The sequence below is a fragment of the Pseudomonas sp. B3G-3 genome, assembly GCF_028640915.1.
Classification (GTDB): Bacteria; Pseudomonadota; Gammaproteobacteria; order Pseudomonadales; family Pseudomonadaceae; genus Aquipseudomonas; species Aquipseudomonas chlororaphis_I.
Genome location: NZ_JAQZAB010000116.1, coordinates 182,144 through 199,218 on the forward strand (window position 1 = coordinate 182,144; position 17,075 = coordinate 199,218).

Below are 17,075 nucleotides of genomic sequence, written 5' to 3' on the forward strand. Positions count from 1 at the left end.
GTCGGTGAATAAAAAAGCCGCGTGGCCTTTCGGTCACGCGGCTTTTTTGTATTGAAGCATTACTTGTCTTGCTTGTTGCTCAGGACCTTGCCGGTCTTGGCATCCAGATCGACGTCCCACTCGACGCCCTTGGCGTCACGCAGTTCCACCTGGTAGACGTAGGCACCGGCCGCAGTCTGTTCCAGTTCGGTGTCGGTGATGCTGGCGGCGGTGGTGCCAGGGTGTTCGGCCAGTGCCGCCTGGTTGAGTTTTTCCAGGTCCATGATGGTGCCGGCCTTGAGCAGGCCCGGGATCAGGTCCGGGCGCACGTCGGCCTGGGCCAGGCCAGCGGTCAGGGTCAGGGCGGTCGCGGCGAACAGGGCAGTCAACGTTTTCATAGTGTCTTTCCTTGGGGTGATTCGTTTTGAGTGGGTTCAGATTAGCCGGCACAACTTAATTCACCCTTAATTCAGCGCAAGCTTTGCGCCGTTTGTTCAATTCCAGTGGCCCTCGGGTATTTCAAGCTGTGCTCTCGAACAGGAGAGGCAGTGATGAAAACAATGATCAAAGGCTTGTACGGTCCGGCGTTCTTTGCCGGCTTCATCGGCGCTGGCGTGTGGGTGATCGGCACGCCGGGGCTCGCTCCGGGCTGGTTGCTGCTGGTGTTTGCCGGGGCGCTCGGGGTGTCCTTCCTGGCGGAGTGGTGGTTGCCCTATGAGGTGGACTGGAATCGCCCGCAGCAGGATCGCCTGCGCGACGTGTTGCACGCGCTGGTCAATGAAAGCCTGAACGCCCTGGGGTTGCTGCTGTTGCCGGGGTTGGTGAGCCTGCTGGCGTTCGATGGGCTGTGGCCGCGCGGCTGGTCGCTGTGGGCGCAGCTGGCGCTGGCGATTGTCATCGCCGACTGCGGCCTGACCCTGGCGCATTATTTCAGCCACCGGCTGTCCTGGCTGTGGCGCCTGCACGCGGTGCATCACAGCGTGCAGCGCTTGTATGGCTTCAATGGCTTGATGAAACACCCGCTGCATCAACTGCTGGAAGCCAGCGCCGGGCTGTTGCCACTGCTGTTTTTGGGAGTCCCCTTGCCGGTGGCGCAGTTGCTCGCATTTGCCATCGCCATCCAGCTGCTGTTGCAGCACTCCAATGTCGACATGCGCCCCGGTCCCCTGGGCTGGGTGTTCGCCTGGGCGCCGATGCACCGCTTTCACCACATGAAGTACGGCACCGCCGGCAATGTGAATTTCGGCCTGTTCTTGAATGTCTGGGACTGGCTGCTGGGCACGGCGTTTTACTCCTCGACCTACCCGATGCGCCAAGGCGACCTGGGCATCGGTAGCCAGCCGGATTATCCGCAGGCGTATTGGCAACAATTGCTCGCCCCCTTCAGCAGGCAAGCCGTCCATGAGGAACCGCCGGTGCCCTTGCCGCTGCGGCGTTGAGTCAGTCCAGCAGGCGCAGCTCGATGTGTTGCAGGGCCTGGCGTGCGGTGACGCCGAACAGGGTTTTCAGGGTGCGGGAGAAGTGCGCGGAATCGGCAAACCCGGCGCCATGGGCCGCCTCGGTGATGGCCTGGCCCGCCAGTACCAGGCCCATCGCCAGGCGCAGGCGCCGCCACAGCACCAGGCGCCGCACCGGCAACCCGAGCTGGCCGCTGAACAGCCGTTCGAGCTGGCTCAGGGACAGGTGCGCATGGGCCGCCAGGGCGCTGGCCGAGACCTTGCCGGCTAATTGTCGGTCGAGGGCGGCCAGGGCCTTTTCGATCCGCCGGTCCTGCAAGACTCGGCGCGGGCAACGCTGTAGCGCCTCGGCTAGCGCCGGCAGCGTCAGCTCGACACCCAGCAGGCTGTGTTGCAGGGCCTGGGCGTCAATCGTCAGCGGTTCGGCGTAGAGGGTGAACAGGGTCCCGGGCGCGTCGAGGATGGCATGCCGTTGCATGGCCGGGATGAACACGTGGCGGGCGGTGCAGGGCTGGCCGTCGAGGCTGACGGTGACCGGCGCAGCGGGGGCGAGGATCAGTTGATGGGCGTAGTGGGCGTGGGGCGCGGTGCGCCCCAGCTCGCCCTGGATCAGTCCGTAGTCACGCCCGAGCCACAGCTGGCCTGTCCACTCGGGCGTGCGCACGGCGACCGGCTCAGTAGCCGTTGGCCTCGAGCAGCTGGCTCACGCTGCCGCTGGCCGGACGCTTGACGTACTTGAGCAGCTCCGAGGCGCGGTTGGTGAATATGCCGTCGACACCGGAGTCCAGGACCTTCTTGAAGTCCACCGGCTCATCGATGGTGTAGACGTGCACCAGCAGGCCCTGGTCGTGGGTGAACTGGTTCATCCAGGGTTGCACCAGGTCGAAGTAGCTCTGGTCGCCGCCATTGGTCAGTGCCGCCGACGGGCCGGTGCCGATGGCGCCCTGGGCCTTGGCGTAGCTGACCCACTGCTCGAACTCGGCCTTGTCCTTGGGTTCCTGCTTGGCGTAGTAGGCCGCCTTGTCCTTCTCGCCGCTGTTGGCGAAGGTCACGTCGGACTTGGGCTGCATGCCGCCTTCACCGATCCACAGCAGGAGGATCTTCGGCACCTTGGGCATTTCTTTCTGCAGCAGTTCCAGGCTGCTCTTCTCGAAGGTCTGCAGTACCACCTTGCCTTTGCCCTGGCCTACCGCCAGGTCGCTTTTCGCCAGCTTGGAGCCAGCCGGGCTGAGCCAGCCGCGGTCCTGGAGTTTTTCCTTGAGGTCGTGCTCGATGCCGGGGAACTGCTGGGGCTCCTTGGTCTCGATGTACAGGCCGGGCTTGTGATGCGGGTTGCTCTGGGCGATGTCGATGATTTCGTCGAGGGTCAGGATCTTCAGGCCGACGTAGCTCGCACGGGCGCGGTCGGGATAGGCCTGGTTGAACCAGCTGCCGGCGTCGAGGGTTTTCAGTTCGGCCATGGTGAAGGCGTTGGCCGGGCTGTCCTTGCGCTCGGGAAACTTGCTGGTGACGTCGGTGGTGCGTTGCAGGTTGTTGTCATGCAGGGCGAACAGCACGCCGTCCTTGCTGCGTTGCAGGTCCATTTCCAGGTAGTCGGCACCCAGGTCGCGGGCCAGCTTGTAGGCCGCGGCGGTGGACTCCGGTGCATCGAAGGACGCGCCCCGGTGAGCGATCACTGCCGGGTGTGGAATGCCTTGGCTGACAGCCAGTGCGGTGGGGCTTGGGCTGGCGGCCTGTGCCTGGCCCAGGCCAAGCATCAGGCTCAGCATCAGGGCGCTTTTGGTGAAGGTGGCAGGCATGGTCGAGGTCCTTTCGTGGAGGGCGGTTTTCAAAGGACTACCTTTTAACAATTGAATGGCCGTTGTGCTATCGCGAAACCGACATAAATCTGCACCTGCGGCAAATTTCCCGACGCTTTTGTGGGGTGCTTTGCAGTACGCTTGCGCCCTGAAGTTTCCCCGTCAGAGGGAAGCCCTGGAACAAGTCCACTCTTGCCCTGCGTGTAAACCATCGATCACCTGTCCTGCGGGACACTCAGTGAGGTTTACCATGCGCATCACATCCGAACTCATCTGCCAGGCCGCCGACCAGCTCAAGGGTTTTGTCGGGTTCAACCGCAAGAGCGGCCAGCACATCGTGCGCTTCAGCGAAGACTCCTTCGGCATGGACGTCGCCGACGACGCCATCACCCCCGCCAGCGAATTCGTCTGGGCCACCGCCGAGGGCCAGGTCATGGTGCTCAAGCGCGAGCTGATCCAGTTGCTGCTGGAGCAGAACATCGACGAGCGCATCAACATCAGCGAACCCTTGCGCGTGTACATGCGCCGCACCGACCTGCCGGAGATTTCGGCGGTGCGCAATCGGCTGCCGGCGGCGCAATAGTCCAGGCGTCACGCTTGGCAGGGGCGAGGTCTCAGCGTTCGAACAGATAGGCGCGTTCGACCTTGCACACCCGGGTATGACAGGCCGCGTACCAGTCGCTGCGCCCGCGTTCACGGGCGATGCAATGTTCGGCGTGCTGCTTCCAGGCAAGGATAGAAGCCTGGTCCCGCCAATAGGAGACGGTGATGCCGAAGCCATCCTCGTTACGCGCGAACTCCATGCCGAGAAATCCCGGCTGCTGTTGCGCCAGCTTGACCATGCGTTCGGCGGCCTGTTCGTAGGCCGGGTCCGGCTCGCGGCGTTGGGCGCTGAAAATCACCGCGTAATAGGGCGCCTCGGGTGTGCGGGCGATCATGCGTGACGCTCCAGGCAAGCGGCGAGCAGGGCGCTGGCCAGGGGCGGCACGACGCCTTTGAGCGCCGCCCGTTCTGGCTGGAACAGGGTGGCGATGAAAAACCGATGGTCGCGCAGTTCCACCGCCCGCAGGTCGCCGGCCGAGTCGTAGCCGCTGGGGCGCAAGTTGTGCTCGAGCAATTGCGCCGCGAACTGCGGGTTGACCCCGTAGCGACAGCGATAACCCTCGCTGATCTGGCGCTCGCCATAGGCTTCGGCGATGCGACTGCCTTCACACAGATGAATGCTGTCGGTGGCTTCCACCAAGGCGCAGGTCAATGGTGTGAGCACGGCGCGCTCGGCCTCGGGATGGGTTTCGCCGTGCTCGGCATCGGCCCAACCCAGCACGTTACGCGCGTACTCCAGCACCGCATGCTGAAAACCGCCGCAGGTGCCGAGGAAGGGCCGCTGCTGTTCGCGGGCAAAACGGATCGCCCGCAAGGCACCGTCCATCGAGCGGTAGGGGCTGGCGGGCACACACCAGATGCCGTCGAACGCTTGCAACGGCTCGTCGCAGGTCAGGCTGTCGGTGGCCATCCAGCGATAGTGCACCTTGAGGCCGGTTTCCTCGGCGGCCATTTCCAGCGCCCGGGGAATGGCCTGGTGCGCGATGACCTGAGGGTCGTAGTCGCCTACCAGGGCGATGTGCAGGATGGGCGGACGTGCGATATGCGGCATGGACTTCTCCCGGTATGGCCAACGCTTGTGGGTGGCTGGCCGTCACTATAGATTGGCGTTCACGCATTCAATATTGGCGTTTATCCAAGTGATCAATGCAGCTACGCACTATCGGCTCGACTACCCCGACCTGTCGTTGATCCTCGCCCTGGTGCGCGGTGGCTCCCTGGCCCGCGCGGCGGCGTTGTTGAAAGTCGATGTGTCCACGGTGTTCCGTGCGGTGCGTCGTCTCGAAGCCGCGCTGGGCCAGCAGCTGTTCGACAAGAGCCGCGCCGGCTATCTGCCCACCGGCCTGGCCCGCACCCTGGCCGAGCAGGCCGAACGCGCGGAACAGGCGCTGGACGCGGCACAGGTCGGGGTAGAGCAGGGCGGCGCGGTGGTCAGCGGCACGGTGCGCCTGACCTGTACCGATTCGGTATTGCAGGGTCTGCTGTTGCCGGCGCTGGCGCAATTCATGCCGCGTTACCCGGCACTGGCCCTGGAGCTCAGCACCTCGAATGATTTTGCCAACCTCAGTCGGCGCGACGCCGACCTGGCCCTGCGCCTGACGCGCACACCACCCGAGCACTTGGTAGGCCGGCAGCTGCGGGCGGTGTCTTATCGGGTCTGTGCCAGTCCGAGCTATCGGCAGTCGGTCGGGGCGACGGAGGATCTGGCCGGGCTGACCTGGATCGCCCCGGACGATTTCCTCCCGGACCACTCCACGGTGGCCTGGCGTCGGCAGGCGTTGCCCGGCGTGGTGCCGGGCTATCGCTGCAACAGCATGCTGGCGGTCAGCGAACTGGTGAAGGCCGGACTGGGCGTGGCGGTGCTGCCGGATTTCCTGCTCGATGACACCTGCGTCCTGCAACCCTTGAGCGATCCACTGCCGGGCTGCAACACCGCGCTCTGGCTGTTGACCCGGGCCGACTGCCGGGCGCTGCGTGCGGTGGTGACGCTGTTCGACGAATTGAGCCAGCGCCTGCGCGCGCCGCAGTGAGTCATGCCTGGGGCGGGGCCTTGTGCAGGACGTGCTGGTGCATTTCCGAGGTCAGGCTTTCGATGCGTTCGGTCAGCTGTTTGGTCATCTCGGTCAGGCGGGTGTTCTGCTCCAGCAGTTCGAGCAGTTGCGCGGTGTGTTGCGCGGCTTGCGCCTGGCGTTCGCTGTTGGCGATAGCGATGGCTTCGCGGTGCTGGGCATCGGCATCGGTCTGGGCTTTGTCGCGCGCGGCCTGGCGGGTTTGGGCCAGCAGGATCAGCGGTGCGGCATAGGCCGATTGCAGGCTGAAGGCCAGGTTGAGGAGGATGAACGGGTAGACGTCGAAGTGCGTCACGCCGCTCAGGTTGAGCCCGACCCAGATCAGCACGATCAGGGTTTGCGCGCCGAGGAAGGTCGGGGTGCCGAAAAAGCGGGCGAAGGCTTCGGCCTTCAGGGCAAAGCTGTCGGTGCCGAAGGTCGGGGCCAGATGAGCATGCGGGCGGTGAAAGCGCAGATGGTCGACAGGGGCGGCTGAGGCTGTTTCGGATGGGGTCGGGTTCATGGCGGGCTCGGGGCGATGGGACTGGCGGTCACTATAGCCCGTTGCCCGACGCCTTCCCTGGCGTCGACACCGTTGATTGATAAGCGCCGGTTCAGAGCGTGGCGCGCTCGTTGGCGAACATGCTCACGGCCTGCACCGCCTCGCTGGCTCCGTCACGAATCTGCAGGATCACCGTGCCGGCCTGATCCGCCAGGCCCACACCCTTGGCAGCCCGGTCCCGGGTGCCGTCCATGCTTTTGATGGCCTGCTGGGTTTCGTGCTGGATCATGTCGATCATCCCCGAGATTTCCGCGGTCGAGCCGCTGGTGCGGGCGGCCAGTTGCCGGACTTCGTCGGCGACCACGGCAAAGCCGCGGCCCTGGTCGCCGGCGCGCGCGGCTTCGATCGCCGCATTGAGCGCCAGCAGGTTGGTCTGCTCGGCGATCGCGCGGATGGTGTTGACGATGGCGGTGATCTGCTCGGAACGCTCGCCGAGCTTGGCGATCAGGGTCGAGGAGTCTTCGATGTTGGCCGCGATCTGACGCATCTCGCTGGCCGCCTGCTGGATCACCGCGGTGCCCTGTTCGGCAACTTGCCGGGTTTCCACCGAGATGTGGTAGGCCTGGGTCGCGCTCTGGGCGTCCTGGGCGTGTTTCTCCACCATCGCCGTCACGTCGGAAGCGAACTTCACCACCTTGCACAGGCGCCCGGCGGCGTCGTACACCGGGTTGTAGTTGGCCTCCAGCCATACCGATTGGCCACGTTTGTCGACGCGCTCGAACTGCCCGCTGAAGAACTCGCCCTGGTTGAGGCGCCGCCAGAAGTCCTGGTAGGCGTTGCTGTTGGCCAGTTCGGGTTTGCAGAAGATCCGGTGATGCTTGCCCTTGAGTTCGGCAAGGCTGTAGCCGAGGCGATCGAGGAAGTTCTGGTTGGCCGTGATGACGCTGCCGTCGAGGTTGAACTCGATCACCGCCATGGCGCGGTCGATGGCGTGCAGCTTGCCCCTGGACTCGCTTTCCTGCTGGATCTTCTCGGTGACATCGAGGGCGTACTTGACCACCTTGAAGACCTTGCCGTCGCTATCCCTGATCGGGTTGTAGCTGGCTTCCAGCCAGACCGGCTGGCCTTTGGCATTGACGCGCTCGAAGGTCCCCGATTCGAACTGGCCGTTTTTCAGGCGGGTCCAGAGTTCGCGGTATTGATTGCCGCGGGTGAATTCGGCGTTGCAGAACTGGCGATGGGGCTGGCCGATGACCTGCTCTGCGCGATAGCCCATGGTCTTGAGGAAGTTGTCGTTGGCCCGCAGGACCGTGCCTTCCAGGTCGAACTCGATCACCGCCATCGAGCGGTCGATGGCCTCGAGCAGGCTGGCTTGCTGGGCGATGGTGTGGTGCAAGGCGTCGATGGTTTTGTTATGGCGGTTGAATAGCATGATGGCTGGTGCTCAGTGGGAAAAACCTGGAGTCAGTCCCTGTTGTCTGCGCCTGCATGCCGATAGCCCCGGGGCCTCGGCCTTGTCTGCTCAATGCCAGCATTCCATGACTGGCAGATAACCCTTGGAAGGGCACGACCCTGTCTGGAGCGTACCCTTGCCCAACGTCTGAGGAGAGACGCTGGGCCTGCGAGTTAATTTAGGGAAGTTATGTTGCACGGTCGAGAATGGCTGGCTCGGCTTTTTTGGGATAACTGCATGGCGGCATTATGCCGGCTTGGCTCGGAGTGGTGTTCGTGAAAATTGTACAAAATGTCGGTTTTTTACATTTTTGTATAACTTTTCAGGGGCCGGTCGGCACGGCAAGAAGGGTGTCGGTTACCGGACTGGCGGCGGCGACTTTGTTGCGCCCGGTGTTTTTCGCGGCATACAGGGCTTTGTCGGCCTCCATGAGCCACATTGCGGCATCGCGCAACCCCGGGTGCCAGGCGGCCAGGCCGATACTCAGACTGACCCTGAGTTGTGGCACGCCCGGATGGCGATAGTTGCCGAAGACTTCCCGCAGCCGCTCCAACACTTCGCGGGCCTGCTGGATCGAGGTCTCCGGCAGGATCACGCAGAACTCATCGCCGCCATAGCGTCCGGCCAGGTCGTCCTGGCGCAGGTTGAGCTTGAGGTCCCGGCTCAACTGATGCAGCACGGCGTCGCCGAGGATATGGCCGTAGCTGTCATTGATGTGTTTGAAATGATCGATGTCGATCAAGGCAATGGTGCCGTGGCAGCGTTGTTGCTGGCACTTGGTGAACTTGAGGTGCAGCAGGTCTTTCCAGGCGCCGTGGTTGAGCAGGCCGGTCAGGCTGTCGGTGCGGCTCAGCGCGCTGAGGGTGCGTTTGTGCTCGGAGAGCTTGATCGCCAGTCGGTAGCAGACCATGCCTACTGCCATCGGATAGAGAGTCAGCATCGGCAGGCAGGCGTATATCTGCAACTGGGTGGCATGTCCGGTGAAGGCAGGACCGAGCAACCACCACGAAAGCACGACACCGCTCAGTTGGGCCACGGAGCCATGGATGAACAGGCGCAGGCCACCGGCTGCGACGTTGTTCATCGCCATCATGGCCAGAATGGTCACCGTGGGCAGCGGATTGAACTGCATCGCCGCCGCCCAGAAACCACCGAAGAGCGAGTCGCACAACACGTTGCGGCGTTCGGCCTGGTAGGGAAAGGTCGCGCGGCTTGAGATCAGGTACGCCAGGTGTGGCCAGATAAAACCGTTGAACAACAGGAACAGCCAAACCCAGGTCGGTTGCGGTACCGGATACAACCCGGCGAATACGCTGAGACTGCCAATCCCCAGCCCGACGATCCTTGGCAGGTAAATACGTTTGGCAAATGACAGCCCTTTGCCTTGTTGGTTATCCATAAATTTCCGCGTCAGCCCGGGTTTGAAACACCTTGTGGTGTTTTTATTGGCCGTCACCCTTCATTGGGCAAGGCGGCGAACATTGTCATTTATTCCAAGAAGAATAATCAGTGTCCTTGCAGGCCATTTAGTGGAACGAGCGTACGCAAACGCCCATTGCAGAGCGCTTGGTGCAAGTCGAGGCAGCCGGCAGAGCCGCGGGTTGGAGCAACCGGCGGGAAGGGCGTCAGGCTTGATAGCAGGCCAGGAACATGTCCAGCGTGGACTCGACGACGCGCCGCTGTTCGTCTTTCTTGAGGGGGGGCTGGTTCATGGTGATCTGCGGCCAGAAGGCAAACGCCTTGAGCATGCCGTGGAGCTGCTGGGCGGCGAAGTCCGGGTCCAGGGGCTTGAGCCGGCCATCCGCCCGGGCCGAGCGAATCCACACCATCAGGCTTTCTTCACGCTCGCCCATGCGCGCCACCATGTACTGGGCGCGCTCGGGGGAATGCAGGGTAGCGGCAATCGCAACCCGCGCCAGGTTGAGGAAGTTGTCATCGGCCAGCAGTTGCAGCTTGGCCATCAGCAATTCCCGCAACTGTTCACGCAGGGTTAATCCGGGGTGGTAAAGAATGTCCGCTTGCGCCCGGATGCTCGCCCATAACTTATGCATGATCTCGGTGAACAACTCCTCCTTGCTGGGGAAGTGGTTGTACACCGTGCGCTTGGACACTCCGGCCGTTGCCGCGATCTTGTCCATGCTGGTGATATCGAACCCGCTGGCATGGAATTCGGTAATCGCCGCCTGGATGATGGCTTCGCGTTTGAGGTCGGTCAGGCGCTTCGGAGCTGTCATAAGTTGGGTTCGATGGCGGTCGTTGGCAGTTATCCGGGGCAGTTTACTTAGTCCCGGGTTTGTTGCAATCTAGAAAAACTACACTGTGCAGTGTAGTTCGTGACAGAAAAAATGATGGTCGGCTGACGCTTGCGTGCATTGGCCTTTGTCGTTCCGCAGAGAATCACCGGAGCCTTGTCGGGTTCCTTGGAGTCACTGATTCATGGCCACTCTCTCTTCCCGTGCAGACAGCGCCTCACGCCCCGAAACGTCCCTGCAGGAACAAGGTGCGTTCCGTAATCATGCGCCGGTCCGGCGTGCCGGGCTGGGCAAGACGCTGGGTATTTTCTGGCGCATGTTGTTCCACAAGCCGCGTAACACCCGTCCGGTCGGGGCCATCCCGGTGCAGCCATTGACCCACGAACAGCTGCTGGCGGCGCCGAACCAGAGTGTCTACCGCCTGGGGCATTCGACGGTGTTATTGAAGCTGCACGACAAGTTCTGGATCACCGATCCGGTGTTCGCCGAACGCGCATCGCCGGTGCAATGGGCCGGCCCCAAGCGTTTCCACCAGCCGCCTATCAGCCTGGCCGAATTGCCGCCAATCGAAGCGGTGATCCTGTCCCATGACCACTACGATCACCTGGATCACCAGACCGTGCTCAAGCTGGCGGACAAGACCCGCTATTTCCTCACGCCCCTGGGCGTGGGCGACACCCTGGTGAAGTGAGGCGTACCGGCCGACAAGGTACGCCAGCTGGATTGGTGGGAAGGCACGGAAGTCGATGGCATTCGTTTTATCGCCACGCCTTCGCAACATTTCTCCGGCCGTGGCCTGTTCGACGGCAACAACACGCTGTGGGCGTCCTGGGTGATGATCGATGGCGACACCCGGATCTTCTTCAGCGGTGACAGCGGTTACTTCGACGGCTTCAAGCGGATCGGCGAACGTTACGGCCCTTTCGACCTGACCCTGATGGAAACCGGCGCCTACAACGTCGAATGGCCGGGCGTGCACATGCAACCTGAGCAGACCTTGCAGGCGCACATCGACCTCAAGGGCCGCTGGTTGTTACCCATCCACAACGGCACGTTCGACCTGTCGATGCATGCCTGGTACGAACCGTTCGACCGCATCCTCTCGCTGGCCTGGGAACGCAGCATCGCCATTGCCACGCCGCAGATGGGCGAGGCCTTCAACCTGGCGCACCCGCAGCGGGGGCACGCCTGGTGGATGGAGGTCGACCCTGTGGCCGAGCAGGTAATGGCGAGCGACCTGTAGACCCTTCATCGGCTACTCCCTGGGCCCGGCCATCGCCAGGTTGCCGTGTCCGGGCCTGGGGAGTATCTAGAGAACTCCCCCAATACCCTCGACGGACCTGGTGATGGCTTATCGGCTTCATCTGTTTGGCGCGTCCGGTTCCGGCACCACGACCTTGGGCCAGGCGCTGGCCCAGCGTTTGGCTATCGAGCACTTCGACTCCGATAACTTCTTCTGGCGCCCCAGCGAACAGCCTTTCAGCCTGCGTCGTCCCCGGGACGAGCGCATCCAGCTGTTACAGCAGCAGGTGGCCGGGTTGGACAGCTGGGTGCTGTCCGGCTCCCTGTGCGGCTGGGGCGACCCGCTGATTCCGGCCTTTACCCATGCCATTTTCCTCCGCCTGGACCCCGAGATCCGCCTGCAGCGTTTGCGCGTGCGCGAGTTTCAGCGTTATGGCGAGCAGATCCATGAGGGCGGTGCACGCCATCTCGCTACTCAGACCTTTCTTGCCTGGGCCGCCGGCTACGACACGGGGGGCCAAGGTACGCGCAGCCTGCGCCGACATGAGAGCTGGATCACCGGGCTGAGCTGCCCGGTAATCCGCCTCGATGCCACTCACCGTTCGGTGCAGGCATTACAGGAAGAGGTACTGAGCGCCCTGGATCACTCGATCATGGCGTAGTCGGGCCGTTCCATCGGATTGGGCGTGGCGCCCTTGATGTTCATGCCACGTCCCGGGGCGAAGCCGGGGAAGAACACCAGGCCTTCTGCTTCCAGGCGAAAAGCCAGTGCCAGCCGGGTCACGTCGAGCAAATCGCCGCCCGCCTCGAAGCGGCGAATGGCGGCGACCGAGACGCCGGACTCCCGTGACAGATGTTCCTGGTTCCAACCCAGCATGGCGCGGGCTTGAATGCAGTGTTCTGGGGTGAACTGGAAAAGGGCGATACGTTCCAGGGTGACTTTCATCGCGAGTGAGGCCATGGGTTTTCTCCGGAAGCGGGTGAAGATGAGTTGATAAAGTACTGTTTATTTGTACAGTTGTTTTGCGCCCGGATCAAACTCATTTTTCCGATCGCCCCAACGTCTTCGTGACAAGGCTTGTCCCGGCGCTATGCCCCGGTTTCCAGGTAGGCACTGGGTGGTTGCCCCGCTACCCGGCGGAACATAGTGGAAAAGGCGGCGGGGCTGTCATAGCCGAAATCGAGGGCGATTCGCGTCACCGCCTCGCCCGCGGCCAGTCGGGTCAAGGCCCTGACCACGCAGGCGCGCTGGCGCCACTGGACGAAACTCATGCCGGTCTGCTCGCGGAACAGGCGGTTGAAGGTGCGCAGGCTGATATGCAGCTGCTGCGCCCATTGCTCGGGGGACTGGTGGGCATTGGGCTGTTGCAGGAAGGCCTGGCACAGGGTGAGCAGGCGCGGCGTTTCGGGCAGGGGAATATGCAGGGGCAGGCGGGTGGTGTGGCTCAGTTCATGCAGCAGCAGGCTGATCAGCACACCGTCGCGTCCGTTCTCGTCATACACCAGCGGCAGATCCACCGCCTCCATCAGCAACTGGCGCATCAGCGGCGACACGCTGATCACCTGGCACTCATCACCCAAGGCCGGCATTGCCGCCGGTTCGATGTACAGGCTGCGGGTACTGACCCCGAGCATCAGCACCTCATGAGCCACCTGGGTGGAATCCATACCGCGCGCTGTGGCGGCACCACCCAGCGGCCGTTCGTGGTGCTGACCTGCATCACCCCGGTGGCGCCATACAACAGCTGCGCACGACGATGGGTATGGTTCGGCAACAGGTGGCCGTGGGGGTAATCGGTACCGATCGCCACCACGGCGCGTGGGGTGTGATCCAGCCGGTCGATCGAAGTGTTACGCATGGCGTCAGGTGTCCGCGGGTTGGCGTAAATGCGAACAGTATTGGCTGACTTGCTAAAGCCGGCCAAGTCCTGGCGCTCTATCGTCGAGGTCTTCTGTCAACGGAGGATCTTCGATGTTTTATCTATGGCTGGGGCTGTTCGGCTGCATGACCGGGATCAGCGCGGTGCTGTTCGGTTTCGGCGGTGGTTTTGTGGTGGTGCCGCTGCTGTATCGCCTGCTGCTGGGCAGCCACGATGCTGACGATGCCATTGCCCAGTCGGCCATGCATATAGCGGTCGCCACCTCGACCTGCGTGATGATCGTCAATGCGTTGATGGCCACCGGCAAACACCGCCGCGCCGGCAACCTGATTCGGCATTACCTGTGGCCGCTGGGTGGTTATATCGGGCTGGGCGCGATAGCGGGAGCGGTCCTGGCGATGGCGGTCAGTGGTGAGGTGATGCGTTACGCCTTTATCGCCTACCTGGCGCTGACCATTGCCGATTGCCTGCTGCGTCGTGGCTTTCTCGAACAGGGCGACACCCGTGCGCCGCGCCGCCTGGGGCGACTGGAAAACACCGGCGGCCTGGGCATCGGGGCCATTGCTACCTTCCTGGGTGTCGGCGGCAGCGTGATGACTGTGCCCCTGCTGCGTCGCTGTGGCCTGAGCATGACCCAGGCCACGTCCATGGCCAACCCGCTGAGCGTTCCGGTGGCCCTGGCCGGGACTCTCACCTATATGGCCCTGGCCGGCTTCAGCCGTTTCGATCTGGGGCCCTGGTTTATCGGCTATGTCGACCTGCTGGCCTTTGCCGTGCTGACCCTCGGCTCATTGCTGGGCATCCGCCTGGCCACGCCGTGGATCGGGCGCATTCCCGATCGGTTGCATGCGCGGGTGTATATCGGCCTGCTGGTGCTGGTGATGCTCGGCATGCTGGCCAGCTAAGGGCTAGCCCGTCGCCAACCCCGGTGCTTCACGAATGATGAAGTGGTCGAGGTTCTCGATATTGGCGCTGAATACCCCGAACGTCTGTTCGGGGTGTTTCTTGCTCGGCACCTGTTTCAGCTCCGGGGTCACCCCATAAAAGAAACAATACAGCTCTTGTTCGCTGTCGATGGCGTGCTTGATCTCTTCGAGGAAGGCTTTGCGCTTGCGGTAGTTCTCGATCAGTTTTTTGCTCAGGTAGACGTTGACCGAGTAGGGCTTCTTTTTCCCCTCGTCGGCCTGCTTGAACCAGACCTTCTGTTCGAAGTCGATGCGAAAGCTCTGGGTGTAGTCCTTGATCTCCTTGATCTTGCCCCAGTAGATCAACCCCTTGTTGTCCAGCAGGTATTCGATCTTCTTGAAGAATGAGGCATAGGGCGCCGTGTGCTCGCCGATCTTCAGCGGCATGCGCTTGAGCAACTCCTTGTCGTCGATATTCGACACAAAACACTCCACCGGATGGGCGAAGACGCTGGTCTTGTCCGGCGTGCTGGCCTGGGCCGGGTGAGGTGCGCGCGGGCTGGAGGAGGGGGCGGGCGCTGCAGTGCTTGGCGTGTCGACATCCGCTGGCGGGGTGGCGGGCTTGCGCGCATATTCGCGGCGGGTCAGGAGCAATTCCGACGGGAAGTGCTCTTCCCGATCATCCTCGTCCTGCGCGCCTTCCAAGCCGGCTACCAGGGGCCTGCTGGTGCCATACGGACAGCCTTCGATATGCCGGGTGCCGGGCAGGTTCTTGAAGTGCGGGGTACGGATGTAATTGACGTTCTTGGCATTGAAGGTGCCCAACTGGTTGTCCGCGGCAAAGGCCGCGCGACAGGCGTCATTGGGGCACTGGAACTGTTCCTTGGCCGAGTCGAAGGCCATGGTCTCGTCGAAATTCAGATCGCGCACGTCATAGATCGACAGCTTGTCGTCGAGGCTGATGCAGTAGGCGGTGTCGAATTTCATGGGGCTCGGGTCCTTGAGTGAAGAAGGCTATTAATAGCGGGTGGTGAAGGGGAGTGCACTGATCTTTTCAAGCATGGGCGCCTATCTCGGCATAATCTTGTAGGTAGCGCGACCCACCCATAACCGGAAAGGGCTCAGGTTCATGTCTGACGGTAACCGCATCAATATCGGCTCCATTGGCGATGCCAACCACATCAACATTGCCCAGAATCAGGCGCCCGAGCGCACCAGCATTCAGTTCGTCATCGACCCCAGGAGCGTCGAACGGGTGAGCCGGGGCAGCGTCATCAAAGGCGCGGTGGCATTTTTCCTGTCGCTGCCGGCACTGGCGCTTTCGGTCATGTCGATCCTGGCTGACGCGCTGGGCATCCTTTCCTACTTCAATGTGGAGTCGCGGATCCTGGCCTACCTCATCATGGCCGTCGCCATGGGCGGGGTGATGCTGTGCAACGGCAAACGCAAGATGGCCACCGCCAGCATTCCACCCGACCAGGCCCGGTTCATCGATGGGCGTTGGGTCGAGCGTGATGAAAGCGGCGACTACCTGCTGTATCGCAATACCGCGCCCTGCAACTACGAAAACTGCCACGGCACCGTGCGTATCCAGATGCCACCGCCTCGCGAGCAGCATAACCACGACCTGATCGGCGTCTGCGATATCGGCGGCAAGCAACACACCTATCGCGTCGACTTCAATGGCGTCGGCGAACGGCAGCATTTCGATTGGCGCCCGCTTGAGCAGAACAAGCCGTGATCCGGTTCCAGCCGCTCCCTTTTTAGGGACGAGCGTGCTCGAGAAAAGATCCCGCGTCAGAGCCAGTCAAGCAGACAGCCTCCCTGAATCTTCTGTGTCATCGCGGGAGCATTTCATTGTTTTTGGCGGGGGTGGGTCTACGAAATTTCCTACAGTTTTAATTAACAAAACTCTCACTATCCAGAGATGAGTCCTACGCGCTAAAGCTTGCAAAAACAAAAGCTTAGCTTTCAGGTCGGGTCCTGGCAGCGACTGTCATACCCTTGGCAAGGAGGGACAAGTAAGCCCCAGGGAAATGGTCGATAAGAAGGCGCCGGCCTCATGAGTGAAGGTCCGGTGGGAACAAGCCAAACGGCTTTTCTCCTCACAATAACGAGGACCTTGATATGCCTGTTCTGACGCGTTCATTGCTGTTTTTTCTGGCCCTGTCCGGCGCGGGGATCGTCCTGGCGGAGCAGGCGGCCTTGCCTTATCTGCCGGCGAATCAGTTCCTGCTGGCCGACTACCTGCCACCGCCACCTGCCGTCGATTCGTCGCTGCAGCACAGTGATTTGAAAGCGGTGCTGGCGGCCCAGGCGGCGCGCAGCAGGGCGCAGGTGAGCCAGGTCCAGCAGGATGATGAATGGGAGGACAGCGTGTTCCACTTCGCCAGGGAATCCCTCGGCGCCGGTTTCAGCATCGAGCGCCTGCCCCTGACCCGTGCCTTCTTCCGGCGGGCCCAGGAAGACCTGGTGCAGTTCCTGATGCCGGCCAAGCACAGCTATGGTCGGCCGCGCCCATACGAAGCCTCGGCACTGGTGAAGCCGGTACTGCCGCCACCCGAGGGCGATTCCTACCCCAGCGGTCATTCGATGAATGGGTATCTCAATGCCACCTTGCTGAGCATGGCGCTGCCGGAGAAACGCAGCGAGCTGTTCAGCCGCGCACAGATCAATGCCGACAGCCGGGTTATCGCCGGCGTGCATTTCCCCAGTGACCTGGAGGGCGGAAAGATAAGCGCCGCGGTATTGGCGGCCCGGCTGCTGGACGATCCCCGCGCGGCGGCGGATTTCGAGGCGGTGAAACAGGAGATTCGTGGAGTCCTGGCTTCTGCCGATTGAGCAGATATCGATCCGGGCCGGATGATTGGCCTGGAAGCGGGGGAGTCGGACCCTCAATAAAAAAGGTTCTTCACGGAATTCCGGGAAACACAGAAACAAGAACGCCGATTTGAT

General features: G+C 62.4%; 18 protein-coding genes and 3 pseudogenes. 8 read left to right on the forward strand and 13 right to left on the reverse strand.

Annotated features, from left to right (window positions below):
* Positions 1-59 precede the first annotated feature (59 nt).
* Positions 60-377, reverse strand: coding sequence for a PepSY domain-containing protein (locus tag PVZ80_RS21970; RefSeq protein ID WP_009050352.1), 318 nt, complete (start codon positions 375-377; stop codon positions 60-62).
* A 153-nt stretch (positions 378-530) separates the two neighbouring features.
* On the opposite strand from PVZ80_RS21970, the gene PVZ80_RS21975 reads away from it, so the two are divergent.
* Positions 531-1,418 (forward strand): sterol desaturase family protein, encoded by an 888-nt coding sequence (locus PVZ80_RS21975; protein WP_028683189.1) that lies wholly within the window; start codon positions 531-533, stop codon positions 1,416-1,418.
* A gap of 1 nt (position 1,419) precedes the next feature.
* Here the strand turns inward: PVZ80_RS21975 and PVZ80_RS21980 are convergent, their stop codons facing one another.
* A complete protein-coding gene (locus PVZ80_RS21980) occupies positions 1,420-2,100 on the reverse strand; it encodes a helix-turn-helix domain-containing protein (protein ID WP_041984585.1) in 681 nt (226 codons plus the stop codon).
* A 10-nt stretch (positions 2,101-2,110) separates the two neighbouring features.
* Complete coding sequence (locus tag PVZ80_RS21985; protein WP_273864535.1) at positions 2,111-3,235, reverse strand: glycerophosphodiester phosphodiesterase; 1,125 nt, start codon at positions 3,233-3,235, stop codon at positions 2,111-2,113.
* Between the two features lie 250 nt (positions 3,236-3,485).
* Between PVZ80_RS21985 and PVZ80_RS21990 the strand changes: the two genes are divergently transcribed.
* The gene (locus tag PVZ80_RS21990; RefSeq protein ID WP_009050348.1) at positions 3,486-3,818 is read left to right on the forward strand and encodes a DUF2025 family protein; all 333 of its coding nucleotides are present in this window, start codon (positions 3,486-3,488) and stop codon (positions 3,816-3,818) included.
* A 31-nt stretch (positions 3,819-3,849) separates the two neighbouring features.
* Here PVZ80_RS21990 and PVZ80_RS21995 read toward each other — a convergent pair whose 3' ends face one another.
* Together PVZ80_RS21995 and PVZ80_RS22000 are read right to left on the reverse strand one after the other, a co-directional pair.
* Positions 3,850-4,173, reverse strand: a complete 324-nt coding sequence (locus PVZ80_RS21995) for an antibiotic biosynthesis monooxygenase family protein (RefSeq protein ID WP_273864536.1) — start codon at positions 4,171-4,173, stop codon at positions 3,850-3,852.
* The gene (locus PVZ80_RS22000) at positions 4,170-4,889 is read right to left on the reverse strand and encodes a CTP synthase C-terminal region-related (seleno)protein (RefSeq protein WP_053269733.1); all 720 of its coding nucleotides are present in this window, start codon (positions 4,887-4,889) and stop codon (positions 4,170-4,172) included. Before PVZ80_RS22000 ends, PVZ80_RS21995 begins: the two co-directional genes overlap by 4 nt.
* Between PVZ80_RS22000 and PVZ80_RS22005 the strand changes: the two genes are divergently transcribed.
* The gene (locus PVZ80_RS22005) at positions 4,888-5,868 is read left to right on the forward strand and encodes a LysR family transcriptional regulator (RefSeq protein ID WP_435307276.1); all 981 of its coding nucleotides are present in this window, start codon (positions 4,888-4,890) and stop codon (positions 5,866-5,868) included. The genes PVZ80_RS22000 and PVZ80_RS22005 overlap by 2 nt on opposite strands.
* A gap of 1 nt (position 5,869) precedes the next feature.
* On the opposite strand, the gene PVZ80_RS22010 is transcribed toward PVZ80_RS22005, so the two are convergent.
* The 5 genes and pseudogenes from PVZ80_RS22010 to PVZ80_RS22025 all read right to left on the reverse strand — a co-directional run bounded on the left by PVZ80_RS22010 (position 5,870) and on the right by PVZ80_RS22025 (position 10,075).
* Complete coding sequence (locus PVZ80_RS22010) at positions 5,870-6,409, reverse strand: DUF1003 domain-containing protein (protein ID WP_009050344.1); 540 nt, start codon at positions 6,407-6,409, stop codon at positions 5,870-5,872.
* 91 nt (positions 6,410-6,500) lie between these two features.
* Positions 6,501-7,052 carry a methyl-accepting chemotaxis protein gene (locus PVZ80_RS34080; RefSeq protein ID WP_371356887.1) on the reverse strand — a complete coding sequence of 184 codons (552 nt, stop codon included), beginning with the start codon at positions 7,050-7,052 and terminating at the stop codon, positions 6,501-6,503.
* Positions 7,053-7,055: 3 nt separating this feature from the next.
* Positions 7,056-7,820: pseudogene (locus tag PVZ80_RS34085) on the reverse strand (PAS domain-containing protein); the annotation flags it as partial.
* 343 nt (positions 7,821-8,163) lie between these two features.
* Positions 8,164-9,240 (reverse strand): diguanylate cyclase, encoded by a 1,077-nt coding sequence (locus PVZ80_RS22020; protein ID WP_038634347.1) that lies wholly within the window; start codon positions 9,238-9,240, stop codon positions 8,164-8,166.
* Between the two features lie 226 nt (positions 9,241-9,466).
* Complete coding sequence (locus tag PVZ80_RS22025) at positions 9,467-10,075, reverse strand: TetR/AcrR family transcriptional regulator (RefSeq protein WP_009050341.1); 609 nt, start codon at positions 10,073-10,075, stop codon at positions 9,467-9,469.
* Between the two features lie 202 nt (positions 10,076-10,277).
* Between PVZ80_RS22025 and PVZ80_RS22030 the strand changes: the two are divergent.
* Both PVZ80_RS22030 and PVZ80_RS22035 read left to right on the forward strand, forming a co-directional pair.
* A pseudogene (locus PVZ80_RS22030) lies at positions 10,278-11,336 on the forward strand (MBL fold metallo-hydrolase).
* Between the two features lie 103 nt (positions 11,337-11,439).
* Positions 11,440-11,997, forward strand: coding sequence for an AAA family ATPase (locus PVZ80_RS22035; protein WP_273864537.1), 558 nt, complete (start codon positions 11,440-11,442; stop codon positions 11,995-11,997).
* On the opposite strand, the gene PVZ80_RS22040 is transcribed toward PVZ80_RS22035, so the two are convergent.
* Both PVZ80_RS22040 and PVZ80_RS22045 read right to left on the reverse strand, forming a co-directional pair.
* Entirely contained in the window at positions 11,979-12,296 is a 318-nt protein-coding gene (locus PVZ80_RS22040; protein ID WP_009050338.1) for a helix-turn-helix domain-containing protein, read from the reverse strand. The two genes, PVZ80_RS22035 and PVZ80_RS22040, sit on opposite strands and share 19 nt — an antisense overlap.
* A 128-nt stretch (positions 12,297-12,424) precedes the next feature.
* A pseudogene (locus PVZ80_RS22045) lies at positions 12,425-13,194 on the reverse strand (AraC family transcriptional regulator).
* 113 nt (positions 13,195-13,307) lie between these two features.
* On the opposite strand from PVZ80_RS22045, the gene PVZ80_RS22050 reads away from it, so the two are divergent.
* A complete protein-coding gene (locus PVZ80_RS22050; RefSeq protein ID WP_038634341.1) occupies positions 13,308-14,120 on the forward strand; it encodes a sulfite exporter TauE/SafE family protein in 813 nt (270 codons plus the stop codon).
* 3 nt (positions 14,121-14,123) lie between these two features.
* Here the strand turns inward: PVZ80_RS22050 and PVZ80_RS22055 are convergent, their stop codons facing one another.
* Positions 14,124-15,107: a hypothetical protein gene (locus PVZ80_RS22055; protein WP_273864538.1), complete on the reverse strand. Its 984-nt coding sequence runs from the start codon at positions 15,105-15,107 to the stop codon at positions 14,124-14,126.
* 142 nt (positions 15,108-15,249) lie between these two features.
* Here PVZ80_RS22055 and PVZ80_RS22060 point away from each other — a divergent pair, with 142 nt between their 5' ends.
* The gene (locus PVZ80_RS22060; RefSeq protein WP_028683183.1) at positions 15,250-15,861 is read left to right on the forward strand and encodes a phage holin family protein; all 612 of its coding nucleotides are present in this window, start codon (positions 15,250-15,252) and stop codon (positions 15,859-15,861) included.
* Between the two features lie 386 nt (positions 15,862-16,247).
* Positions 16,248-16,961 carry an acid phosphatase gene (locus PVZ80_RS22065; protein ID WP_273828603.1) on the forward strand — a complete coding sequence of 238 codons (714 nt, stop codon included), beginning with the start codon at positions 16,248-16,250 and terminating at the stop codon, positions 16,959-16,961.
* Positions 16,962-17,075: the final 114 nt, after the last annotated feature.